The following is a 23,066-nucleotide window of genomic DNA, read 5'->3' as shown; positions in this document are numbered from 1 at the left end:
TTTGAACGTTCAGTTTGTGGCGTGGACGCTGTTTATAGGGCATCGCCGACTAAAGAAGGCGATTTAATCAGGACCGCGCTCCTCAAGCCAGCATCAATTGCGCAGGCCGGTGGCGACGACCGAAATCTTGAAAGCGCCGTCCAACGTCGGGTCGAAGGAAGCGCCCATCACCACATCGGTTTCTTCGCTCACCGCCTCGCGCACCAGCGTCATTGCCTCATCGATCTCGTAAAGCGTCAGATCGTTGCCACCGGAAATGGAAACAAGAGCGCCGCGCGCTTCCTTCAGCGACGGTTCGCCGAGCAGCGGGTTGGCAATGGCTGCGGCCGCCGCTTCCGAGGCGCGCTTTTCACCCTTGGCCTGCGCCGTGCCCATCAGCGCCCGGCCGCCATTCTTCATGACATAGCGCACATCGGCGAAATCGAGATTGACCAGGCCTTCGCGCAGGATGAGATCGGTGATGCAGCGCACGCCAAGCGACAGAACCTTGTCAGCCGTCTTCAGCGCATTTTCGAAGGTCGTGCCGGCATCGGCAATGCGCAGCAAGTTCTGGTTGGGGATGACGATGACGGTATCTGCCGTGTTGAGCAGGTTGGCGAAGCCATATTCGGCAGCCCGCATGCGGCGCGCGCCTTCGAAGCTGAAGGGAAGCGTCACGACACCGACGGTCAGGATGTTCTTCGCCCGGCAGGCTTCGGCAATGACGGGAGCAGCGCCCGTGCCGGTGCCGCCGCCCATGCCGGCGGTGATGAAACACATGTCATAACCGCTCAGGTGATCCATGATCTCGTCGAGGGAATCGATCGCTGCCTGCCGGCCAACCTCGGGATCGGCGCCTGCGCCAAGCCCGCCGGTCAGTTCGGAGCTGAGCTGCACGAGCCGCGGCGCGTTGGTCTTCTTCAGCGCCTGCGCATCCGTATTGGCGGCGATGAAATCGACGCCGCCGATGCCCTCGGCAATCATGTTGTTGATCGCGTTGCCGCCACCGCCACCGACGCCGACGACGGCGATATTGGGCGTGTTGCGGGCAATGGTGGCGCGCGGAGACTGGGTCATCGTCTTATTCTCTTTCTAAACTCATAGGGTCCCGCGCCGTTCTTTGACTGCGGCACGCGAATGATCGGCAAGGTTCCAGCGCTTCCTCCCCGATGGGGAAAGAGGCTGTAACGCTTTGAATTTCCATGCCGGCCTTTCACCCCATAATGGCGAAAGAACGGTGTTCCAGGGGGCGAAAGATGCTCCACGGCGACGTTCTCCGACCCCTTCCCCGGATGAAAACCGAACCGAATCAACTGCTTCGCTGTTGAAAGGTGATAGCCGAAAAGGCACACCGTTTACACTCCATTCACTATGTTTATCTCACTTTGGAACGAGTTGCGCCGAGAAGTGTTTGCATGCCGACCGCGCTGGAGCGGCGGGAAATAAAACGGAACCGGTCCCGCCGCTCCGGGTTTAGTTGAAGCCTCGGATGATCCGCAACCGCGATTCAGTTTTCAATCCGTTGCTCTGAAACACAGAATGGAGGCAGGCATATGTTGGCAGACGTCTTGCAAAACGAACCGGGTTTCCGCACGGAACAGCCGCGTGTGCTGATCGTGGAAGACGAATTCCTCATCGCCATGGATATAGAGGATTCCATTTTGCAGGCGGAAGAAGAGGCCGATGTCATCGGCATCGCCAACCGGCTGGAAGACGCCGTGGCGCTTGGCAGCCGCGCCGATATCGCCTTCGTCGACGTCAACCTTGCCGACGGACAGACCGGCCCGGAGATCGGACGGCGGCTTTCCCAAGATCATGGCGTGGTGGTGATCTTCATGACGGCAAACCCCGAAGTCGTCGTCAATCTCGGCATCGGCGCCGGCGTAATCGCCAAACCCGTGCCGCAGGATGCCGTGGAGCAGTGCCTCGCCTATGCCCTTGCCAAACGTGCAGGCGCCCACGCCGTGACGCCCATCGGCATGATGGCTTTCGACTGAGATATTTCCTGAAGACAAGGGCAAGTTTCTGAAAACAAAAAAGCCCGCCGCGGGAGGAGGTGCGGCAGGCTTTTTGAAAAGATGAACAGCGATATGGGAGGAGGAAAACCGCTGTCCCCGGGGCAATCCTTTGGGAGGAGGAGTAAGGATCACCCGCTTTACCAAAAGGATGTGGGAGGAGGTACATCCCTTTCGATGATTGGAAGATAACATTTTTCTGCGCATTTGACAGGCATAAGCTTGCAGTACAGATATGCATTCATTGCATGGCGATATTCATCGCCTGAGGTCGAGAAAACCCCACCCTTCGGCTCGCACTTCGACATCGCCGGATTATCTGGCGGATATTCGCGGCAGAAGCATCCCCTATTCCCAAAACAAAAACGCCCGCTGAGCGGGCGTTTGGGCATTCAAAAGAGGCAATATCGCCTTGATTACCTGCCAACGGCGGCGCGGGCGACGCTGGTGATCTGGCTACGATCGATACCGAGATCGTGCAGTTCACGGGTGCTCATACGGCCGAGTTCGTTGATGGTCTGACGATATTTGCGCCAGTTATTGAAGCTGCGTGCTACGTTCATGACATTACCCTTTCTGAGGTTTAGGTGACGTCAGTAACGTTTTTCGTTCCGGCGTCCTTTGATGCCCCCTATATGCGCTTTTCGATGACGAATTAACAGGCAGAATAAGGCAATCCACCCATGCGCCAGACGCAAGGGTTCCCCATGACGCTTTGCGACGAAAAAGAAACGTGACTAAAATTCAGACGGTTCGCCGGGCCTGGAACCGCCCCCTGCCGCTCAGAACTTGTAGCGGACGCCGAAGACATTGGCGTTTGTCGCGCCCTTCATGTTGCCGAGCGTCTTGCCGCCACCGGAGCGGTGGTGAAGACGCCAGAAGAATTCCGTCGAAGAATCCTCGCTGAAGGACACGTTGATTTCCGGTCCCAGATAAAACAGGACATTCGCGTTGCCGTTGTCCTTGATTTCCTGTTCCCGCTCGCGGCCACGCTGCGCATCCGTGACGAGGCTGAGGCCGGCGGTAAAGCTCGGCGTGATGAACAGCCGCTCTCCGAGCCTGATCTGCTCGTAACGTGCAACCGGACCCGCCCAGACTTCACCGGTAAAGCCCTTGCCAAATCTGGCGGCGACGCCGATTTCGCCGCCGAGTTTCACGTTGCCGATGTGGTAGGGGTAGAACTGATAGCCGCCGCCCAGAATGGCGTTGCGCTCATATTCCACCGGAATGAGGGCTGCACTTTTCAGCATGTCCTCTTTCGTCAGGACGCCGCCGAAACCGAATATCGCTTCGCTCGTCTCCGACGTCATATCTTCTGACGCAAGAGATGGCGTTGCCGCCAGTGCGATCATGGCTGCCAGTGACAGACGTGCTGCAATATTCATTTTGCTACTCCTGAACAAAGCCCGCTTACCCAGCCGTCCTCATAGGCATATTCACGGAACGCGAACATACCGTTACCGAACACAATTAATTCAACTTGCGCGGAAACAGGCGGAATCAGCGCAGGAAACGTCTGAAACGGCGAAGCGCGAAAACGAAAAGCGCGGAGCCGATGGCCAGCAGCGCCAGCAATTGCGGCCAGACCACATCCAGCCCCGCCCCCCTGAAAAGCACCGATTGCGCCAGTATGACGAAATGGGTGTTGGGTGCGAGAAGCATGATGTACTGGATGATATCAGGCATGCTTTCACGCGGCGTCATGGCGCCGGAGAGCACCTGCAACGGCAGCAGGAACAGGATCAGCAGCATGCCGAATTGCGGCATGGAGCCTGCAACGGTCGCAAGGAAGATACCCATCGACGTCATGGCGAAGAGCTGCAACGCCGTTCCGAGCAGGAAGAGCAAGAGCGAGCCTTCGATTGGAATGGCGAGCAGGCCCCTGACGACGACGAACAGGGAAAATGCGGAGGCCACCAGCACGACAAGGCCCATGGACCAGACCTTGCTGAGCATGATTTCCAGCGGCGTGACCGGCATGACCAGCAGATGCTCGACCGTGCCATGCTCGCGCTCGCGAATGAGCGCGGCCCCCGTCAGCACGATCGACAGCATGGTGATGGCGGTGATGATGTTATTGATCGACCCGAACCACGACTTGTCGAGCTCCGGGTTGAAACGGGAGCGTAGCGTCAGGTCCACCGGCACCGACGTCGCACCGCGATAACGGTTGATATATTCCTGAACTTCGCTCGTCACGATGCTCTGCACATAACCGCCGCCGCTGAAAGCCTGGCTCATGCGGGTGGCGTCGATATTGAGCTGGATGGCCGGCTGTTGCCCAGCCATCAACCTGCGCTGGAAATCCGGCGGGATGTTGAGCGCGAAGGTATCGAGGCCCGCATCCATGCGCTTGTCCATTTCCGCAATGGAAATCTGCTTCGGCGGGGAGAAGTAAGGCGGATAAAAAGCCGTGCTGATGCGGCCTGAAAGCGGCGACTGATCTTCGTCAACGATGGCGATGGCGGCATTGTTCAGCGTCTCCGGCAGCGCACTGGAGCCAGTGTAAATCTGCAGTGTGAAGGCGTAGACGATGAGCAGCAGCAACATGCCGTCACGCGCAAGGCCGCGCAGTTCCTTGATGCCGAGCTGGAAGATGTTGGACGAAAACAGCTTCATGACGCCTGTTTCCTCAAAAGGGCGGCGCCGGCAATGAGAAGCAGCGGAATGGCAATGAGAAGCGGCAGGAACGAGCCGGAGAGCCCGGCGAAATCCAGCCCCTTGGAGAAGGTGCCGCGCGAAATGGTCATGAAATAGGTGGCGGGATAAATGTTGCCGATAAAGGCGCCTGCCCCCTGTAGCGACGAAACGGGATCGATCATGCCCGAATATTGCGTTGCCGGAATGAGCGTCAGCAGGGCCGTGCCGAAGATCGCCGCGATCTGGCTCTTCATGAAGGACGACATGAGAAGGCCGATGGAGGTGGCGATGATGACATAGAGCAGCGCTCCCGTCGCATAGGCGAGATAACTTCCGGTGAAGGGCACCTGAAAGATGAAGATGGCGAAGGCCGTCAGAAGCAGGAAATTGAGCATGCCGAGGGCGACATAAGGAAGCTGCTTGCCGATCAGGAACTCCAGCCGCGTGGTCGGCGTCACGTATAGATTGACGATGGAGCCGAGCTCCTTTTCCCTGACGACGCTGAGCGCCGCCAGCATGGCGGGAATGAGCATGAGCAGCAGCGGAATGACCGCCGGCACCATGGCGACAAGGCTCTTGACGTCCGGATTGTATCGATAGCGCGTTTCGATGCTGAAACTGCTTTGCGTGGCCGCGCTGCCGTAAATCTCGGCGGCCTTGCGCGCCAGCCATGTCTGGTGCATGCCCTGCACGTAACCGCGCACGGTCTCTGCCCGCTGCGGCATGGCGCCGTCGATCCAGGCGCCCACCTCCACCGTCTTGCCGCGCAGGACATCGCGGCCGAAACCAGGTGGGATTTCGATGGCGAGGCTCAGTTCCCCGTCACGCATCCGCCGGTCCATATCGGCATAATCGCGGATCGGTTCCTTCTCGATGAAATAACGCGAGCCGGCAATGTCGAGCACATAATCGCGGCTGATGGTGGAATCGTCGCGATCCAGCACCGCGAAGGTCAGGTCCTCGACATCGAGATTGATACCGTAACCGATGACGAACATCAGGATGACGCTGCCGAGCACCGCCAGCGTGCCGCGAATGGGATCGCGCTGCAACTCCAGCGCCTCGCGGCGCGTATAGCTGAACATGCGCCTGAAATCGAAAAACCGCTTACGATTGGATGCAGCATGTTGCGTCGCCGGCACCTGCGCTGTCGCGACGGGCGCTGCCGCAGGCTCCGCCTTCTTGACGCCCGAAGCATCCTCGAGATAGGCGACGAAAGCCTCTTCGAGCGTTGCGGCATTTCGGCTCTTGGTAATCGCGTCAGGCGTATCGCTGATCAGTACCTTGCCGGCATGCATCAGCGAAATCCGGTCGCAGCGCTCCGCCTCGTTCATGAAATGGGTGGAGATGAAGATGGTGACATTGTCGTTGCGGGAGAGATCGGCAAGGATTTGCCAGAACCCGTCCCGCGCCACCGGGTCGACGCCGGAGGTCGGCTCGTCGAGGATGAGAATGTCAGGCGAATGGATCATCGCCACCGCCAGCGACAGCCTCTGCCGGATGCCAAGCGGCAGGTCGTCCGGCAGTGTGTCCATGACCGCACCGAGATCGAAACGCTCGGCCATTTCGGCGATACGCGGTTGAATGGTTTCTTCCGGCAGCTTGAACAGGCGGGCGTGAAGATCGAGGTTCTGCCGCACCGTCAGTTCGGAATAGAGCGAGAATGCCTGGCTCATATAGCCGACGCGGTGACGGATCGCCATGTCGCTGGCATCCACCCTGTGCCCGAAAAGCTTCGCCTCGCCTTCGCTGGCGGCCAGAAGCCCCGTCAGCATTTTCATGGTGGTGGATTTTCCGCAACCGTTCGAGCCGAGAAAACCGAAAATCTCGCCACGCGGGATCTTGAAGCTGACATTGTCGACGGCGGTGAAATCGCCGAAACGCATACTGAGATGCGACGCCTCGATGGCATAATCACCCTCACCCGCCACCTTGCGCGGCGCGATATGGACTTCGTGGTAGCCTTCGCGCTTTTCTTCGGGCAGGAGCGCGATGAAGGCGGCGTCGAGATTGGGTGCGGAGGTGCGCTGGAGAAGTTCGGCAGGCGAGCCGGTGGCGAGTATTTTGCCGCCATCCATGGCGACCAGCCAGTCGAAACCGGCGGCCTCTTCCATATAGGCCGTGGCAACGATAACGCTCATGCCCGGACGCCCGGCCCGGATGGAATCGATCAGCTCCCAGAATTGCCGCCGCGACAGTGGGTCGACGCCCGTGGTCGGCTCATCGAGAATGAGCAGGTCGGGATCGTGGATCAGCGCGCAGCAGAGCCCCAGCTTCTGCTTCATGCCGCCGGAAAGCTTCATCGCGGGGCGGTCGGCGAAGGGCTCGAGGCCGGTACTTTTCAGCAGCTCGGCAATGCGCGCCTGCCGCTCCCTGCCGCCCTGTCCGAACAGCCTGCCGAAGAAATCGATATTCTCGAAGACGGACAGGGTGGGATAAAGGTTCTTGCCGAGACCCTGCGGCATATAGGCGATACGCGGGCAGGTATCCTCGCGGTGGCGCGGATCGGACATATCGCCGCCCAGAACTTCCACCTTTCCCCTCTGGATGGCGCGCGCGCCGGAGACGAGCGACAACAGGCTCGATTTGCCCACACCGTCAGGCCCGATAAGCCCGATCATCCGCCCGGCGGGGATCTCGACCGATATGTCGGCCAGCGCAATGGTGCTTCCGAAGGTCAACCGCACATCGGCCAATCGCGCGACCGGTGCATGCCTGTCATTCGTTGCGGGAGGCGCGACCATGGTGGCCACCGTCACTTGACGAGATTGCGTTCGAGGTTTTCCGGCCAGGCGGCCTGCGGATCAAGCCGGACATAGGCCATCCCGGGCAGCCCGGTTTTGACATATTGGATATATTTCTGCAGCAGCTCCTGCGGGATTTGCGCCCTCACCCGGAATGTCAGCTTCTGGCGTTCTTCTTCGGTTTCGACCGTTTTCGGTGTGAACTGCGCGACATCGGCGACGAAGGAAACCTTGGCGGGGATGGTATATTGCGGGGCGGCATCCAATATCAGGCGCACATCCGAGCCCATGGACGTGCGGCCGGCCTCGGCCGTCGGCAGGAAGAACGTCATATAGACATCGCCGAGATCGACGAGGTTCAGAACCCGTCCACCGGCGGACAGCACCTCACCGGGCTGGGCGATCCGATATTGCACGCGGCCATCGCGGGGCGATTTCAGCGTCGCATCGGCGATATCCGTCTCGATGCTTTCAATATCGGCCTGCGCGGCATCCACCGCCGCCTCGGCATCGACGATCTGCGCCTTGGCGGCGTTGATTGCGGCATCGGAGGCGGCAAGCGAGGCCTCGGCGGAAGCGAGCGTGGCGCGGGCGGACTGCTCGGCGGCTTCACTGTCATCGACGATCTGCTGCGAGACGGCGTTGCCGGTCAGCAGCTGTTTCGAGCGCGCATAGGTCTTGGAGGCGGAATCGAGCTGGGCCTTGCGCTGTTCCACCACTGCCAGTGCCGAGGTCTTTTCCGCCTCCCGCTGGGCGACAAGGCTGTGGGCCGTATCGATTGCTATTTTCGCACGGCGAAACTGTGCTTCCGCCTGACGTTTCCTCGCCTCCAGTTGCGCCGTATCCATTTGGGCAAGCACCTGCCCAGCATTCACGAAATCGCCTTCACGCACCATGATGTCCTGAAGGCGACCGGCGGTCTTGGTGGAAATATCGATCTCGACGGCCTCGATACGGCCGTTGCTGGCCACGAAACCGGCGGGAAGTCCCTCACCCTTCAGCTTTGACCAGGAGAAATAGGCGACACCGGCAATAACCAGAATCACCAGACCAACGAGCAAGCCTTTTTTAGACATCCGTCTTCCCCATGAACCCTTCGAATTTCAACCCTAATACGATGAAACCGAAGAAGCCAGCCACCTTTGCGTTTAGTATTCGCACCCGACATTTCTCCTATTTAAGAGGGGATAGATCGGGTTCAGGTGATGTCTAGACGTCAAGGTGTTTTGTGGCCTTGACACAAGTCAAATGCTTTGAGGGTTTCGGACAGACGCCTAAACCGGATGATGATGGCAAACCTCGTGGGTTGCAAAGCCCTATGAAACGGCCTCGTTTGGCAAAACCGCATCATCCGCACCCCGTCACCCCGGACTGATCCGGGGTCCAGCGCGATCAAGTCCTTGATCGCGGAAGAGTCTTCTCACGACGCAGACGCGCCGTGGCTGGATGCCGGATCTAGTCCGGCATGACGGAGGAGATGGTCTGCACCTTCGTATTTTGTCGCAGCGACCGGCGCCTTACACCGCCCGCGCCCGCTTCACCTCCACCTGCGTCCATTCCGGCAGCCAGTCGCGATGGGCCAGCAGCAGATCGTCCACCAGCGACCATATCTGGTCGAGATCCAGTTCCGCCGCCGTATGCGGGTCCATCATCGCCGCGTGGAAGATGTGCTCGCGGTTTTCGCTCATCAGCGCCCGCACCGTCAGTTCCTGCACATTGATGTTGGTGCGCATAAGGGCGGTGAGCTGCGGCGGCAATTCGCCGATAAAGGTGGGCTGCACGCCGTTATGATCGACAAGGCAGGGAACTTCCGCCGCGCAATCCGATGGCAACGAGGTGATGCAGCCATTGTTGCGCTGGTTGCCGTATATCACCGAGGGTTCGCCGGTCCAGACCGAGTTGATGATGGAGGAGGCATATTCCTTTGACTGCTTTACCTCGATGTTCTCGGCCGAACGATAGGCCGCCGCCTGCCCCTTCCAGCGTTCGATCTGCTCGATGCAGCGCTTCGGGTATTCATCGAGCGGGATACCGAATTTCTCGATCAGGTCCTCTCGTCCTTCCTTGATGAAATAGGGCGTATATTCGGCGAAATGCTCGGAGCTTTCGGTGACGAAATAACCGAGCCGCGTCAGCATCTCATAACGCACCTTGTTGGGGCAGCGCGGGTTCCATCCGGGTTTTGGCGCACGGCCTTCGCGGTAACCGCGCACGAGATCGGGATAGAGGTTCTTGTAGCTTCCATCCGGCTGGCGGTGCTCGAATTCGAGGAAAAACGCCATGTGGTTGATGCCGGCCGAACGGTAACGGATTTCCTCGTATGGGATATCGAGATCATGGGCGAGTTCCATGGCCGTGCCCTGCACGGAATGGCAAAGGCCGACCTGCCGGATCGTCGGATATTTCTCCGCAATCGCCCAGGTATTGATCGCCATGGGGTTCACATATTGCAGCATGATGGCGTTGGGGCAGACGGCCAGCATGTCCTCGCAAATTTTCCACAGATGCGGCACGGTGCGGAGGCCGCGCATGATGCCGCCGACGCCGAGCGTATCGGCGATGGTCTGACGCAGGCCATATTTGCGCGGCACCTCGAAATCGGTGACCGTGCAGGGTTCATAGCCGCCGATCTGGAAGGCGACGACGACGAAATCAGCACCGGCAAGCGCCTTTTTCTGGTCCGTGTAGGTCTCGGCCTTCGCCTTTGCGCCAAGCGTCGAAATCAGCTTGTTGACGACGATGGCGCTTTCTTCGAGCCTTTCACGGTTGATATCCATCAGCGCGATGGTGGAGCCCGAAAGGGCCGGACGCTGCAGCACGTCGCCGATGATGTTCTTCATGAACACCGTGGAGCCTGCGCCGATGAATGTGATCTTGGGATCTCTTGCCATGTCTACCTCCAGCATTGGGAATTCAAGCGATTTCGAAGGCGGCCCGCACAAGCCGCTGAGTATATTCGGTTTTCGGATTGGTCAGCACATCCTCGACAGGCCCTTGCTCGACGATCTGCCCGCGCTGCATGACGATGACGCGGTGGCAGAGCGCGCGGACCACTTTCAGGTCGTGCGAGATGAACAGATAGCTCAGGCCCCGCTCATCCTGCAGCTTGCGCAGGAGATCGATGATCTGCGCCTGCACGGAAAGATCGAGCGCCGAGGTCGGCTCATCGAGCAGGATGAATTCCGGCTCCAGCGCCACCGCACGGGCAATGGCGATGCGCTGGCGCTGACCGCCGGAAAATTCGTGCGGAAAACGCGAGAGGATATTGCCGGGCATGCCCGCCGCTTCCAGTGCATCACGCACCCGGTCTAGCCGCTCGGCTTTCGTTTTGCCGAGACCGTTGATGATCAACCCTTCCTCGATGATCTGGCCGATGGTCATGCGCGGATTGAGCGAGGCGAAGGGATCCTGAAAGACGATCTGCATACGCGAACGCAAAGGCCGCATTTCAGCGCGGCAGCGGCCATCCACCCTCTCCCCGTCAAATATCACCTCCCCGGCAACCGGTTCGTTCAGCCGCAGCAGGGATTGGCCGAAGGTCGTCTTGCCGGAACCGGATTCACCGACGAGCCCCAGCGTCTCGTGCCGATTGAGGGTGAGGCCCAGACTGTCGACGGCGATCAGTTCCTTCAGTTCGGGTTTAAACAGCCCACCGTAACGCATCATGAAAGAGACGCGCACGCCGTTCGCCGTCAGCAGCACGCCGGAATTTTCCGGCAGCGGCTTTGCCGTGCCATGCGGTTCGGAGGCAAGCAGCTTTTTCGTATAGGGGTGCTGCGGGGCTTCGAAGAGATTTTCCGTGTCGTTGTGCTCCCGCATCTCACCATGCTGCATGACATAGACGTAATCGGAAAACTGCTTCACGATCGTCAGGTCATGGGTGATGAGAACCACGGCCATGCCGCGCTTCTTCTGGAGATCGCGGATGAGGTTGAGGATTTGCGCCTGCACCGTCACATCAAGCGCGGTGGTTGGCTCATCGGCAATCAGCACGTCAGGATCGTTGGAGAGCGCCATGGCGATCATCACACGCTGCCGCTGGCCGCCTGAAAGCTGGTGCGGATATTGTTTGAGCCGCGCTTCCGGCTCCGGTATCTGCACCTGCCGCAGAAGATCGAGCGCCCTCGCCTCGGCCTCCTTCCGACTGAGTTTCGAATGAACGCGGATCGCCTCGACGATCTGGCTGCCGATCGTATAGATCGGGTTCAGCGAACTCATCGGCTCCTGAAAGATCATCGAGATGCGGTTGCCCCGCAGCGCCCGCCGCTGGCGGCTGGAAAATTTCAGAATGTCGTCGCCGTTGAAACGCACGGTCGCGGATTTCGCAACGGACGCCCGCTTCGTCAAAAGCCCCATGATGGTGCGGGCCGTGACGGATTTTCCCGAACCGGATTCGCCGACGATGGCAATCGTCTCGCCGCGATAAAGCTGGAAGGAAATGCCCTTCACCGCCTCCACCGTGCCGTGCTCCACTTTGAAGGTCACGGCAATGTTGCGGGCATCGATGATGGCGGCGTCGTTTCGGTCATCGGCATCGAAGCGGATGGCGGGCGCGTACGTGTTGTTCTGTGCAGCAGCAACCATATTACGCTCCTCTCAATAGGGATCGACGGCATCGCGCAGGCCATCGCCGAGCGCGTTGAAGGCGAAGACCGTGACCAGCACGAAACCGACCGGCGCGAGAATCCAGGGATAGGAACCGATGACGGAATAGGTCGCCGTATCCTGCAGCATCAGCCCCCAGGAGATGAGCGGCGGCTTCACCGCAAAGCCGAGGAAACCGAGGAAGGATTCGAGCAGCACGACGCTTGGAATATGCAGCGTCACGGCGACGATCACATGGCTCATCACATTCGGCAGGATGTGCTGGAAAATGATGCGCCGGTCCGTGGCCCCGACGGCAATCGCCGCCCGCACATAATCGATGCGCGCCAGCGCCAGCGTCTTGCCGCGCACCTCGCGCGACATCTGCGCCCAGCCAAGCGCCGACATGACACCGACCACGAAGACAAGGAAAACGGTAGTGGGTGCGGTTACCGGGATGAGTGAGGTCAGCGCAAGGTAAAGCGGCAATTGCGGGAAAGCGAGCACCACCTCGACAAAGCGCTGCACCCAGGCATCCAGCGGCCCGCCAAAATAGCCGGAAATCAGACCGACACTCGTGCCGATGACGGTGACGATGGCGACGACGCTCAAGGCGATGGCAAGCGAGATGCGCGAGCCATAAATGGCGCGCGACAGCACGTCGCGTCCAAACTTGTCGGTGCCGAGAAAATGCACCGGCTGGCCGTCGGTCGAACCGAAGAAGTGACGGCTCGTGGGGATAAGGCCCAGCAGTCTGTATTCCGCACCTTTGACGAAGAAGCCGAGATGGACGGGATTGTCGTAATCCGGCCCGACGATGGGCTGGAAGGTGACCGGATCAAGCTCTTCCGTTTCGGCGATGGCATAGACGCGCGGTGCAAGGCTGAAATTGCCGTCCTTGTCGGTGAAACGAACCACCTGTGGCGGCGAGAAGCTGCCATGGGTTTCGAGCGGGTTCATCGGCGCGAAGAAATCCGCAAAGATGGCGATCAGGATCAACAGCGCCACCAGCACCAGCCCGACCATGCCTGTGAAGGAGCGTCTGAGACGCCGCCAGACCAGTGCGAGATAGGTCTCGTTACCATGGGCGGAACGGTCGGGTTTTGCGGGGGTGGCGGTTTCGGTTTTCATCTCGTCAAACGCCATCATCTCAGGCCCTCCCGAATTCGCGGACGCGCGGGTCGAGCATGGCGAGCAGCATATCGGCGATGATGTTGCCGACGATCAGCGTGGCGGCCAGCACCATCATGAAGGTCGCGGTGACATAGACGTCCCCCACCGCCATGGAGCCGACAATGGCCGGGCCGACGGTCGGCAACGCGAAGATGATCGCGGTTTCGATCTCGCCGCTCAGCATGTAGGGCAGCACCACGCCCTGATACATGACGAGCGGGTGCACGGCGTTCGGCACCGCATGGCGCATGATGACGGCGCCTTCCGAAAGACCCTTGGCGCGCGCCGTCTCGACATATTGCGCATTCAGCGTATCGAGCAGATTGCCGCGCATCACCCGCATATTATAGGCCAGCCCACCGAAGACGGCGATGGCGACCACCGGCCAGACATGGCTGACGAGATCGACGAACTTGGCCCATGACCACGGCGCACCGCCATATTGCGGCGAAAAGAAGCTGCCGATCTCAGACACATCGAAATGAAACACCATGAGGTAGACAAGGATCAGCGCCATCAGGAAGCGCGGGATCGTCATGCCGAGGAAGGCAACGGTCGACAGAAGATTGTCGACCCATGAATATTGCCGCGTGGCCGCCCAGATGCCGAAGGCGATACCGAGAACGGACGCGAGGATGTGGCAGACCAGCGCCAGCGCAATGGTGCGCGGCAGGCGTTCGCCAACCACATCGGCGACCGGCTTGTTGTAATAGAAGCTGTAGCCGAAATCGCCGCGGGTGACGATGCCCCCGATCCAGTTGAAATATTGAATGACGAGCGGCTTATCGAGCCCGTGTTCGATGCGGTAGGCCTGCGCCTGCGCTTCCGCCTGTTCGAAAGACGCGCCGCCCTGGTTCATCAGCTGCGAGCGAATGTAGTCGGCATAATCGCCGGGCGGCGCCTGAATGATGGCGAAGGTCACCACGCTCAGGATCAACAATACCGGAATGGCGGATGCAACGCGTATCGTCAGAAATCTCAGCATCGAACGGTCTTCCTCGGTTTGGATGGGCCGTGTATCTCCGGCCGCGCTTCACGCGCGACCGGTACCGGGTTTTCTCCGGGAGGAGTTCTAGTTAATCGGCCCGCCCTCACCCGGCTTGCCGGGAAGCTGCTGCGGGAAGAGTTCGTATTTGCCCTGCTTATCCGCTGCGACCCAAAGGCGTTCGCGGATGATGGAATCTTCGGCCCAGTTGAACATGAAGATCGGCGTGCCCTGCGGCACATTCGAGAACCGCTTGTTGACGATCAGCGCGCCGGGATATTCGGTGAGACCGATCGTATAGAGGTTCTGCGTATAGACCTTCTGATACTGCTTCATCAGTTCGGCCCGCTCTGCATTGTCCTGCGAGGAGATGAACTTGCGAACGAGATCGGCCATCTCCTTCTCGAACGGCATCAGATCGAGTTCCTTGCCTTCAGGCGAGCGATGGTTCCAGCTGGTGCGCGGGCCGACAGGGGCAAGCTGCTCGGTATTCTGCACCACGGATGAAAGCTCGGTGGAGTTGCGGCGCACCAGCCAGTCGAACTGCCCGCCATAATGGGCCGCATCGCGCTGGTTGGAATCGAGGCTGTTGATGACGACGCGAAGGCCGAGTTTCGCCATCTGGCCAACAAGACCTTCCGCAAGGCTCTTGTCCGTCGCGTAACCGTTATTGACGAGAAGGGTAATCTCGACATTACGGCCACCCAGCGTTTCCTTCGGGAAATTCAGGAAACCATCGCCATCCGTGTCCTTCAGGCCTATCGAGGCGAGTGCGGCCTTGGCGGCCTCGAGGTTGAAGGGGTAATAGACCGTGGAGGCGCGATCATAGAAGCTGGTGCCAGACGAAATGCCGCCCGGATAGATCGCCGTGAACGGCCCCTTCACCAGCGAGTCGCCGACTGCCTTGCGGTCGATGGCCGATGTGACCGCCTGCCGGAACACCTCGTTGCGGTTCAGCTCGCGAATGGCCTGCCCGCGCTCGTCCGGATTGCCCCAGCCATTGGCGGAAAAGTTCATCTGCAGATTATAGCCGATAAGCCGCGGCCCAAAGGCAAGACGGGCCGGCGCATTGGGGTCGGCGGCGCGTTTCAGCGAGGCGACGAAATTCTCCGGCTGTTCGAGGTTGGAGAAATCGCCCGATCCCGCCACGGCCTGCACATCACGGTCGGCCCAGGTGGAAAGCTTGTAATGGACCTCGTTGAGATAAGGCAGCTGCTGGCCCTTCTCATCCACCTTCCAGTAATAGGGATTGCGTCGCAGCACGATGATGTCATCAGGCCGGTAAGCGACCGGCACCCATGCCCCCATGACCGGCATGTTCATATATTCCGGCGGGAAAGCGTTCTTGAACTGGTTATAGGTATTCTTGGAATATTTCGGATGCTGCGGTTTCAGGATATGCGACGGCCCGGGGCAGAAGCTCGGATAGGCCATGGTATAGAGATATTGCTTGGGAAAAGCTGCCTTGAAGGTCCATTCGACGGTGTAATCATCGATCTTTTTAAGGGTCGTTCCCTCACCGAAAGCCTCGGGCGATGCGCCGCCGCCAAGCGGTGAAACATTGGGATCGACGACCGCATCTTCCCAGTAGAACATCACGTCATCGGCATTGAAGGGCTCGCCGTCCGACCACTTGGCGCCCTTGACGAGATGCATCGTCAGCTTGTGGCCATCCTCGGACCATTCCCAGCTTTTCGCCAGATTGGGCAGCGGCTCGGTATCCTTGGCATCCACCTGGAAGAGCGGTGCCGTGCGCGTCAGGCATTCGGAAAGGGCGATATCGATGCCGCCCCAGCCCTGGCTCTGGCCGGCAATATAGTTCCAGCCCTCGGGCCTGCCGCCGACCACATGGCGCATCGTATCGCCGTAAACGCCCATACCGTCGGGCATATTGCCGGTCTTGTAGACCAGCGGTTCTTCCGGCAGGCGCTCTTTCAAGGGCGGCAGCTTGCCGGTCTTTTCGAATTTCTCGCTGACCCAGTCAGGCTCGCTGTAGCTCGGCAGCGCCTTGAATTCGAGGATCGAGTCGCGCGCCACATAGTTGATCTTGCCTTCGGCCGGAAATTGCGGCGGCTCCGGCGGAGTAGCGGTCTCGAAGGCATTCGCACTGAGTGCGATCATCGAAACACCGAGACCCAGTGCCGAGATGATACCGATCCTGCGTTGAAGTAACATCGTCATTCCTCCCAAATGGCAGCTCTTCGACCGCCCACCCTCTGTGATCGTTCTGGCCGTGGCGGCGAACTCCCTTCCGCCGCCCGGCCTGTTCCCATGCCTTTTCCTTCAAACAGCCTTTTTCAGCGCCGATTTTTCGGCCCGCAATTCTTCGATGGAGCGCACATTGCGGCGTGCGGCACCGGCCCAGTCGCGGGTCTTGACGCTGGATTTCGCAAGCCGCTCCTTCGCCGCCGGCACGGCATGGGCATATTGCGGCAGCCAGCGCGCCTGCGCGACAACCATTTCGTCCACCATCTGCCAGACCTCCTCCGGTGTGGCGACGGCGCCGACCAGCGGATCGTGCAGCACGGCAAGCTTCAAAAGATCGATATCGCCGCTCACCGCCGCATGCACGGACATGCGCTGCACGTTGATGGAGGCCATGCAGGTGGCTGCGCAGGCTTCCGGCAGGGTTATGCCCGAGACCATGTTGATGCCGAAACGGTCGACGAAACCGGGGGATTCGATGATGGCATCCGATGGCAGATTGGTGATGACGCCATTGTTCTTGACGTTGAAATGACCGCGATAGACACGCCCCGTCTCCAGCGCTTCAAGAATATGGCTTGCATGTTCATTGGAGCGCTTCGCCGGATCGATCGGCTTGGCGGCCGAGGCAAGAAACTGCGGGAACTCGGTTTCGAACCAGTTGCGTGTTTCGGTGGAGTGGCGCAGATAACCGCCGGTTTCGCCGTGAATCCAGTCGGACATGTCGATCCAGCGGGCGATTTCCTCCGGCCGCTTGCGATACCACGGCAGATATTCGGAGAGATGGCCATTGCTTTCCGTCGAATAGAAACCGAAGCGCTTCAGCACATCGATGCGCAGCTTCTCCTGTTGCGAGAAGACCGGATGCGCCTCGAAGGCGGCGACCAGCTCGTCCTTGCCGATCTTGCGACCGTTGAGCCTCAGATCGATGAACCATGTCTGGTGGTTGATACCGGAGCAGATGTAATCCAGCTCGGACACGCTTTTCGCACCGAGAATCTCGGCGATCTGTTCCGCGCCGTGCTGAACGCCATGGCAGAGACCGACCGTATCCACCCTGCCATATTCGATGGCTGCCCAGGTGTTCATCGCCATAGGGTTGGCATAGTTCAGGAATTTCGCACCCGGTGCGGCGACTTCGCGGATATCCTTGCAGAAATCCAGAATGACCGGAATGTTGCGCTGACCATAGAGAATGCCGCCGGCGCAGATCGTATCGCCCACGCACTGGTCGATGCCGTATTTCAGCGGAATGCGGATATCGTCCGCATAGGCTTCGAGACCGCCGACCCGCACGCAGCTGATGATATATTTCGCGCCCTCCAGCGCCCGCCTGCGGTCGGTATCGGCCGTCACCTTGACGGGGAAACCATTGGCCTCAACGATCTTTTCAAGGATCGCCCTGATCATATCCAGATTGTGCTGGCTGATATCCGTCAGCGCGACTTCAATATCGCGAAACTCCGGCACACACAGGAGATCGGTGAACAGTTTTTTCGTGAAACCGACGCTGCCTGCGCCAATAATAGCGATTTTGAAACTCATAACGCCACCTCTGTTGCAAATCGAACGGGTGAAACGGGCCGCAGGATCGTAAATATGGCACCACAGAAAAATACCCGTAAGAATCCCGGAAAACCGGCCTTCCTTTCCTATTTTTCAGCAACAATATCCTGCTGGCTGTCTCCTCGGATGGGGATTATGCGTATAATATCGGTAAGGACCAGAGAAGGATTATGCTTTCATGGGTAATTTTGTGCTGCGCGATTTGATCGATCAGGGACCCGGCATGCGAACAGTCTCGCTGCCGCGCGGCCGCCAGACGCTGCACACCATGCCGACCAGCAGCGGTTATGAAATCCGCCGCAGTGGCAATTACGACTGGGACGGGCGCAAACGCGGCCAGACGCCTTTTACCGTGCTGCAATATTGCATCGCCGGACAGGGCAACCTGCGTTACGAGAACCGCCACTATGTGGTGAGGCCGGGCGAAACCCTGCTGCTGCTCATACCGCACAATCACCGCTACTGGCTGGAAGAAGGCAAGGAGTGGGAATTCTTCTGGATTTCCATGAATGGCGAGGAAGCCCTGCGCATTCACCGCAATATCCTCTCCGTCACCGGCCCTATCCTCAAACTCCAGCCCGAGACCGTGGATCATCTTGCCGAATGCTGCTCGCGCCTCGTCAATGGCGCGGAAACGCCAGGCGCCGCCTCCGCCGTCGCTTATGAGGCGGCGATGATGCTTTATGACGATGTCTTCGGTTCTCATCCTTCTTTCGGCGGTGAATATCGCACCATGCAACAGGTGCTGAGCTACATAGACAGCCATCTCGGCGAACGGCTTTCGGTCAGCGACCTTGCGGCGGTGGCAGGCCTCAGCCGCGCGCATTTTTCCCGCATCTTCGCGGCAAGCGAAGGCCTTTCGCCAGCGGAATTCGTGCTGCAGCGACGCCTGCGCCGGGCGGCCAAGCTTCTCACCTCGGCAGCCAACCTTCCCATCAAGGAGGTGTCGGTGCTGTGCGGTTTCGAGGATCCGAACTATTTCTCCAAGGTCTTCCGCCGACTCTACGGCACCAATCCGAGCGAATTCCGCACCACCGGCATGTATGCGAGCGTGCGGCAGAGCTGAACGACAAAACGACTTCGTTTTGACATGTTTCAGGCGATTAAGGATGGGCGTTACGCCCTTTTTGGAGACCCGCCGAGGTGAAGAGCATAATCCGGACGATCCTCGTCTTTCCGCTTCGGGCGATCATCGTTTTCGCCCTCATCCTCGACGGCATTTTCCGCCCGCTCTACCGGCCCGTCATCAGGGCCATATCCAGGCTGACATTCATCAAGCGACTGGAAAGCCGGATCGCGCGATTGCCGCGTCTTGCCATTCTCCTTTGCCTTGCAGTGCCCTTCGCCATCGCCGAACCCATGAAGATCATCGGTCTCGTCCTCATTGCCCATGGCGCCGTCAAAGCGGGGCTGGTTCTGACGGTCCTTGCCCATCTCGCGACATTCCTCATCGTCGAGCGTATTTATCACGCCGGCCGGGAAAAGCTCCTCACCTATCCCTGGCTCGCATGGATCATGCGCTATGTACGTTTCGCACGGTCATTTTACGATCGCTTCAAACTTGCAGCGCTGAACTGGGTCAGGCTCCGGCTTTTCGCGTCGCAGCGATGAAAAGTAAGTCGTCCCATTGGGGGCGAACCCAAAGCTCAAAAGGCGACGCGATAGGCCCTACCCGCTTCATTCCCCGCGCGGATACCGCTGGTTTTCCTCCAGCACGTTAAGGTCCATGTGGTTGCGCATATAGCGCTCGGAGGCCTTCTGCAAAGGCTGGTAATCCCACGGGTAATAAGCGCCGTTGCGCAGCGCCTTGTAGACCACCCAACGCCGTGCCTGACTTTCCCGCACCGCCGCGTCGAAAACCGGGAGCTGCCATCGCCGGTCGATTTCAGCGGAAAGCGATGAGAGAACGTCGCTGAAAGCGGGATCGCCAGCAAGGTTCGTGCGTTCCTTGGGGTCCGCCTCGATATCATAGAGCAACGGCGGATCGGCCTCGCAGACCGATAGCTTGTAGCGGCCGTCGCGAAGGGCGACGAGCGGTGCTATCGAGCCTTCGGCGGCATATTCCATCGGCACCGGGCCGCGCTCGCCAGTTCCCGCCGCCAGCGCCGCCAGATCTTCACCATCCGTCCAGCATTTGAGCGAGGTGATATCGAGCCCCGCCAGACCGCAGAGCGTCGGCGTCACATCGAGCGTTGAGACCGGCGTGTCGATCAGGGCCGGCTGCCAGCCCGGCGCGGCCACCATCAAGGGCACGCGGGCGGAACCTTCGAAGAAACACATCTTGAACCACAGCCCGCGCTCGCCCAGCATGTCGCCATGGTCGGACAGGAAGAGGATGATCGTGTCCTCCTCCATCCGCGTCGCCTTCAGCACCTGGAGGATTTCGCCGATCTTCTCGTCTATATAGGAGATATTGGCGAAATATCCGCGCCGTGCCCGGCGTATCTGCTCCGGTGAAATATCGAAAGCTTCGTGATCGCAGGCTTCCAGCAACCGTTTCGAATGCGGGTCCTGCTCCTCGAAGGCAATCGCCGGTGTCTGCGGATCAAGCTCGGGGCAGTCTTCGTAAAGGTCCCAGAATTTGCGCCGCGCCACATAGGGGTCGTGCGGATGGGTGAAGCTGACTGTCAGGCACCACGGCCGGTCGTCTAGACGACGCGACAGGTCGTAGAGCTTGCGGGTGGCGTGATAGGCCACCTCGTCGTCATATTCCATCTGGTTGGTGATTTCGGCGACGCCTGCGCCGGTGACCGAACCGAGATTGTGATACCACCAGTCGATGCGCTCGCCGGGCTTGGTGTAATCAGGCGTCCAGCCGAAATCGGCCGGATAGATATCCGTCGTCAAACGCTCCTCGAAGCCATGCAGCTGGTCCGGGCCGACGAAATGCATCTTTCCTGAAAGGCCGGTGTAATAACCCGCCGCCCGCAGGTGGTGCGCATAGGTCGGAATATCGGAAGCAAATTCGGCGGCATTATCGTAAACCCGCGTGCGGCTCGGCAATTGCCCGGACATGAAGGAGGCACGGGCCGGCGCGCAGAGCGGGCTTGCCGTATAGGTGTTGGCGAAGCGGACAGACCGCTTCGCCAGTGTTTTAAGATGGGGTGCGTGCAGAAAATCGGCCGGACCATCGGGAAAAAACGTCCCGTTGAACTGGTCGGCCATCAGGATCAGGATATTGGGACGCGGCATTTCCACTTTCCGGCTTACAGACCAAGCTTGCCTTTGACGGCGTCCGCACCCGGCTTGCCATCCAGCGTGGTAACGCCCTGCAGCCAGCCATCCAGCGCTTTCGGATTGGCCTTCAGCCATGCAGCTGCCGCCGCCTTCGAATCCTCACCACCAAGAATGGAGCCCATCAGGCTGTTTTCCATACCGATATCGAATTTCAGGTTCTTGAACAGCGTCGCCGCATTCGGGCATTGCTGCGGCCAGCCGGTGCGGGCGAGCGTATAGACTTCCGCGCCGCCGAAATTCGGACCGAAATAGGCGTCGCCGCCAGAGAGATAGGCGATATCGATCTTCTCATTCATCGGATGCGGCGCCCAGGCGAGGAAGACCACGGCCTTCTTGTCCCTGCCCGCCCGCTCCACCTGCGCCAGCATCGCCTGCTCGCCGGATTCGACGAGCTGCCAGCCCTTCAGGCCGAAATCATTGGCGTCGATGATCTTCTGGATATTCTGGTTGGCGGGCGCACCGGGCTCGATGCCGTAAATCTTGCTTTCGAATTCATCGGCATGTTTGGCGAGATCGGCGAAATCCTTGACGCCCTTTTCCGCCATGTAAGATGGCACTGCCAGCGTAAACTTTGCGCCTTCAAGATTCTTCGTCATCACCTCGGCCGCCTTGGCGGCGTTCAGATCGTCCACGAAGGATTTCTGCGCCGGCATCCAGTTGCCGAGGAAAACATCGATTTCGCCGTTCTTCATCGCCTGATAGCCAATCGGCACCGACAGCGTCTTGACGTCAGCCTCATAACCCAGCGCATCGAGCAAAACGGAAGCGACGCCGTTGGTGGCGGTAATGTCGGTCCAGCCGGGATCGCTGAGACGGATCGTCTTGCAGGCCGCGTCATCGGCCGCCTGAAGCGGGGTGGAGAAGGCCGTCACGGACAGAATGAGACCGGCGGCGATGCGATGCAGATGAGAAATGGTTTTCATTGCGGCTCCCCTTTTATCAATCCAGTTTATTGAACACCACGTTGCTTTTGCCTGTGAAGCGGGTATTTTTCGATGGTTGATATAAGGAATTTTAATGTCAGACAGGCCGCTCGATCTGGGATGGATGCGCATTTTCACCGAGGTTGCCCGCCGCGGCAGCCTGACGGCGGCGGCATCATCCCTGCGGCTGACGCAGCCTGCGGTCAGCTATCAGATCCGCAGGCTGGAGGATGAGCTGGGTGTAACCCTCATCCGGCGCAAACATCGCGGCATCGAACTCACGGCCGAAGGCCAGCGGCTGTTCGAGATCGTCTCGCGCAATGTCGACGCCATCGACCTTCTCGCACAGCAGCTGCGCCGGACGGAGGAGCGCCAGACCATCCGCCTGCACACGGACTATGCCTTCTCGTCCCTGTGGCTCATCCCGAGAATGCATGGTTTTCGCGCGCTCAATCCTGACATCAATATCCAGATCGTCGCAACGCAGGACCCGCTCGGCCAGGGCAAACACGATAGCGACGTGATGATTATTTTCGGAACGCGGCAGGAGGCGGGCGACGGGGCGGTATTGCTGCTTTCGGAAAAGGTCACGCCGGTCTGCTCGCCTGCCCTGCTGGCCGGGACACCGGCACCCGCAACCGTTGCGGATTTTTCGCGGCGGAAGCTCATCCACCTCGAAAATACCTCGCAGGCGCATTGGTTCGACTGGCCTTCCTATTTCAAGCATTTTGGCGTGCATCGCGGTGCCGAGCATGATGGCGGCGACATCAGCTTCAACAATTACACCATGGTGGTGCAGGCAACCATCGGCGAACAGGGTTTCGCGCTCGGCTGGGCGGGACTGGTCGATCCGTTGCTTGAGGCCGGCGTGCTGGTGACGGCAGGCCCAAGCCTTGACGCACCGGGACGCGGCTACTGGCTGATGCGGCCGAAAAGCAGCGACAGCGCGGTGAGGAAACTCACCGGCTGGCTGATCGACGAGCGGCGATGACGCCGCCCGCCACCCTGTACCGTT

General features: G+C 59.6%; 18 protein-coding genes. 4 read left to right on the top strand and 14 right to left on the bottom strand.

Annotated elements, in window-relative coordinates; genetic code table 11:
- Nucleotides 1-93 precede the first annotated feature (93 nt).
- Complete coding sequence (gene ftsZ, locus PIB16_RS11900; protein ID WP_003521714.1) at nucleotides 94-1,056, bottom strand: cell division protein FtsZ; 963 nt, start codon at nucleotides 1,054-1,056, stop codon at nucleotides 94-96.
- A gap of 476 nt (nucleotides 1,057-1,532) precedes the next feature.
- Here ftsZ and PIB16_RS11895 point away from each other — a divergent pair, with 476 nt between their 5' ends.
- Nucleotides 1,533-1,976 (top strand): response regulator, encoded by a 444-nt coding sequence (locus PIB16_RS11895; RefSeq protein ID WP_065657684.1) that lies wholly within the window; start codon nucleotides 1,533-1,535, stop codon nucleotides 1,974-1,976.
- A gap of 434 nt (nucleotides 1,977-2,410) precedes the next feature.
- Here PIB16_RS11895 and PIB16_RS11890 read toward each other — a convergent pair whose 3' ends face one another.
- The 11 genes from PIB16_RS11890 to PIB16_RS11840 form a co-directional block, all read right to left on the bottom strand.
- Nucleotides 2,411-2,557 carry a DUF1127 domain-containing protein gene (locus tag PIB16_RS11890; RefSeq protein WP_003521716.1) on the bottom strand — a complete coding sequence of 49 codons (147 nt, stop codon included), beginning with the start codon at nucleotides 2,555-2,557 and terminating at the stop codon, nucleotides 2,411-2,413.
- A 219-nt stretch (nucleotides 2,558-2,776) separates the two neighbouring features.
- Complete coding sequence (locus tag PIB16_RS11885) at nucleotides 2,777-3,379, bottom strand: hypothetical protein (RefSeq protein ID WP_020811652.1); 603 nt, start codon at nucleotides 3,377-3,379, stop codon at nucleotides 2,777-2,779.
- A 115-nt stretch (nucleotides 3,380-3,494) separates the two neighbouring features.
- Nucleotides 3,495-4,613, bottom strand: a complete 1,119-nt coding sequence (locus PIB16_RS11880) for an ABC transporter permease (RefSeq protein WP_059756311.1) — start codon at nucleotides 4,611-4,613, stop codon at nucleotides 3,495-3,497.
- Nucleotides 4,610-7,378 (bottom strand): ribosome-associated ATPase/putative transporter RbbA, encoded by a 2,769-nt coding sequence (gene rbbA, locus PIB16_RS11875; protein WP_174013324.1) that lies wholly within the window; start codon nucleotides 7,376-7,378, stop codon nucleotides 4,610-4,612. Before rbbA ends, PIB16_RS11880 begins: the two co-directional genes overlap by 4 nt.
- 11 nt (nucleotides 7,379-7,389) lie before the next feature.
- Complete coding sequence (locus PIB16_RS11870; RefSeq protein WP_174013326.1) at nucleotides 7,390-8,454, bottom strand: HlyD family secretion protein; 1,065 nt, start codon at nucleotides 8,452-8,454, stop codon at nucleotides 7,390-7,392.
- 441 nt (nucleotides 8,455-8,895) lie between these two features.
- Complete coding sequence (locus PIB16_RS11865; RefSeq protein ID WP_174000718.1) at nucleotides 8,896-10,269, bottom strand: alpha-glucosidase/alpha-galactosidase; 1,374 nt, start codon at nucleotides 10,267-10,269, stop codon at nucleotides 8,896-8,898.
- 22 nt (nucleotides 10,270-10,291) lie between these two features.
- Nucleotides 10,292-11,962, bottom strand: a complete 1,671-nt coding sequence (locus PIB16_RS11860; RefSeq protein ID WP_271045642.1) for an ABC transporter ATP-binding protein — start codon at nucleotides 11,960-11,962, stop codon at nucleotides 10,292-10,294.
- Between the two features lie 12 nt (nucleotides 11,963-11,974).
- Nucleotides 11,975-13,111 carry an ABC transporter permease gene (locus tag PIB16_RS11855; RefSeq protein WP_174000715.1) on the bottom strand — a complete coding sequence of 379 codons (1,137 nt, stop codon included), beginning with the start codon at nucleotides 13,109-13,111 and terminating at the stop codon, nucleotides 11,975-11,977.
- Nucleotide 13,112: 1 nt separating this feature from the next.
- Entirely contained in the window at nucleotides 13,113-14,120 is a 1,008-nt protein-coding gene (locus tag PIB16_RS11850) for an ABC transporter permease (protein ID WP_174000713.1), read from the bottom strand.
- A gap of 87 nt (nucleotides 14,121-14,207) precedes the next feature.
- Complete coding sequence (locus tag PIB16_RS11845) at nucleotides 14,208-16,295, bottom strand: ABC transporter substrate-binding protein (protein ID WP_174000711.1); 2,088 nt, start codon at nucleotides 16,293-16,295, stop codon at nucleotides 14,208-14,210.
- Nucleotides 16,296-16,403: 108 nt separating this feature from the next.
- Nucleotides 16,404-17,870, bottom strand: a complete 1,467-nt coding sequence (locus PIB16_RS11840; RefSeq protein WP_174000709.1) for an alpha-glucosidase/alpha-galactosidase — start codon at nucleotides 17,868-17,870, stop codon at nucleotides 16,404-16,406.
- A gap of 199 nt (nucleotides 17,871-18,069) precedes the next feature.
- Between PIB16_RS11840 and PIB16_RS11835 the strand changes: the two genes are divergently transcribed.
- Both PIB16_RS11835 and PIB16_RS11830 read left to right on the top strand, forming a co-directional pair.
- Entirely contained in the window at nucleotides 18,070-18,957 is an 888-nt protein-coding gene (locus PIB16_RS11835) for an AraC family transcriptional regulator (RefSeq protein WP_174000707.1), read from the top strand.
- 77 nt (nucleotides 18,958-19,034) lie between these two features.
- Entirely contained in the window at nucleotides 19,035-19,502 is a 468-nt protein-coding gene (locus PIB16_RS11830) for a hypothetical protein (RefSeq protein WP_174000705.1), read from the top strand.
- Nucleotides 19,503-19,568: 66 nt separating this feature from the next.
- Here PIB16_RS11830 and betC read toward each other — a convergent pair whose 3' ends face one another.
- A complete protein-coding gene (gene betC / locus PIB16_RS11825; RefSeq protein WP_174000703.1) occupies nucleotides 19,569-21,083 on the bottom strand; it encodes a choline-sulfatase in 1,515 nt (504 codons plus the stop codon).
- Between the two features lie 14 nt (nucleotides 21,084-21,097).
- Complete coding sequence (gene choX, locus PIB16_RS11820) at nucleotides 21,098-22,051, bottom strand: choline ABC transporter substrate-binding protein (RefSeq protein ID WP_174000701.1); 954 nt, start codon at nucleotides 22,049-22,051, stop codon at nucleotides 21,098-21,100.
- 94 nt (nucleotides 22,052-22,145) lie between these two features.
- Between choX and PIB16_RS11815 the strand changes: the two genes are divergently transcribed.
- The gene (locus tag PIB16_RS11815) at nucleotides 22,146-23,042 is read left to right on the top strand and encodes a choline sulfate utilization transcriptional regulator (RefSeq protein ID WP_065657670.1); all 897 of its coding nucleotides are present in this window, start codon (nucleotides 22,146-22,148) and stop codon (nucleotides 23,040-23,042) included.
- The last annotated feature ends 24 nt before the right edge of the window (nucleotides 23,043-23,066 follow it).

This window comes from Agrobacterium sp. ST15.13.015, assembly GCF_027871645.1.
In the GTDB taxonomy this organism is placed as follows: Bacteria; Pseudomonadota; Alphaproteobacteria; order Rhizobiales; family Rhizobiaceae; genus Agrobacterium; species Agrobacterium leguminum.
This window is presented reverse-complemented; position numbering and strand designations above follow the sequence as displayed.

Bases quoted from the DNA above. Each gene is read 5' to 3' on its own strand.
- ftsZ (WP_003521714.1), bottom strand. From the start codon at position 1,056: ATGACCCAGTCTCCGCGCGCCACCATTGCCCGCAACACGCCCAATATC.
- PIB16_RS11895 (WP_065657684.1), top strand. From the start codon at position 1,533: ATGTTGGCAGACGTCTTGCAAAACGAACCGGGTTTCCGCACGGAACAG.
- PIB16_RS11890 (WP_003521716.1), bottom strand. From the start codon at position 2,557: ATGAACGTAGCACGCAGCTTCAATAACTGGCGCAAATATCGTCAGACC.
- PIB16_RS11885 (WP_020811652.1), bottom strand. From the start codon at position 3,379: ATGAATATTGCAGCACGTCTGTCACTGGCAGCCATGATCGCACTGGCG.
- PIB16_RS11880 (WP_059756311.1), bottom strand. From the start codon at position 4,613: ATGAAGCTGTTTTCGTCCAACATCTTCCAGCTCGGCATCAAGGAACTG.
- rbbA (WP_174013324.1), bottom strand. From the start codon at position 7,378: ATGGTCGCGCCTCCCGCAACGAATGACAGGCATGCACCGGTCGCGCGA.
- PIB16_RS11870 (WP_174013326.1), bottom strand. From the start codon at position 8,454: ATGTCTAAAAAAGGCTTGCTCGTTGGTCTGGTGATTCTGGTTATTGCC.
- PIB16_RS11865 (WP_174000718.1), bottom strand. From the start codon at position 10,269: ATGGCAAGAGATCCCAAGATCACATTCATCGGCGCAGGCTCCACGGTG.
- PIB16_RS11860 (WP_271045642.1), bottom strand. From the start codon at position 11,962: ATGGTTGCTGCTGCACAGAACAACACGTACGCGCCCGCCATCCGCTTC.
- PIB16_RS11855 (WP_174000715.1), bottom strand. From the start codon at position 13,111: ATGATGGCGTTTGACGAGATGAAAACCGAAACCGCCACCCCCGCAAAA.
- PIB16_RS11850 (WP_174000713.1), bottom strand. From the start codon at position 14,120: ATGCTGAGATTTCTGACGATACGCGTTGCATCCGCCATTCCGGTATTG.
- PIB16_RS11845 (WP_174000711.1), bottom strand. From the start codon at position 16,295: ATGTTACTTCAACGCAGGATCGGTATCATCTCGGCACTGGGTCTCGGT.
- PIB16_RS11840 (WP_174000709.1), bottom strand. From the start codon at position 17,870: ATGAGTTTCAAAATCGCTATTATTGGCGCAGGCAGCGTCGGTTTCACG.
- PIB16_RS11835 (WP_174000707.1), top strand. From the start codon at position 18,070: ATGGGTAATTTTGTGCTGCGCGATTTGATCGATCAGGGACCCGGCATG.
- betC (WP_174000703.1), bottom strand. From the start codon at position 21,083: ATGCCGCGTCCCAATATCCTGATCCTGATGGCCGACCAGTTCAACGGG.
- choX (WP_174000701.1), bottom strand. From the start codon at position 22,051: ATGAAAACCATTTCTCATCTGCATCGCATCGCCGCCGGTCTCATTCTG.
- PIB16_RS11815 (WP_065657670.1), top strand. From the start codon at position 22,146: ATGTCAGACAGGCCGCTCGATCTGGGATGGATGCGCATTTTCACCGAG.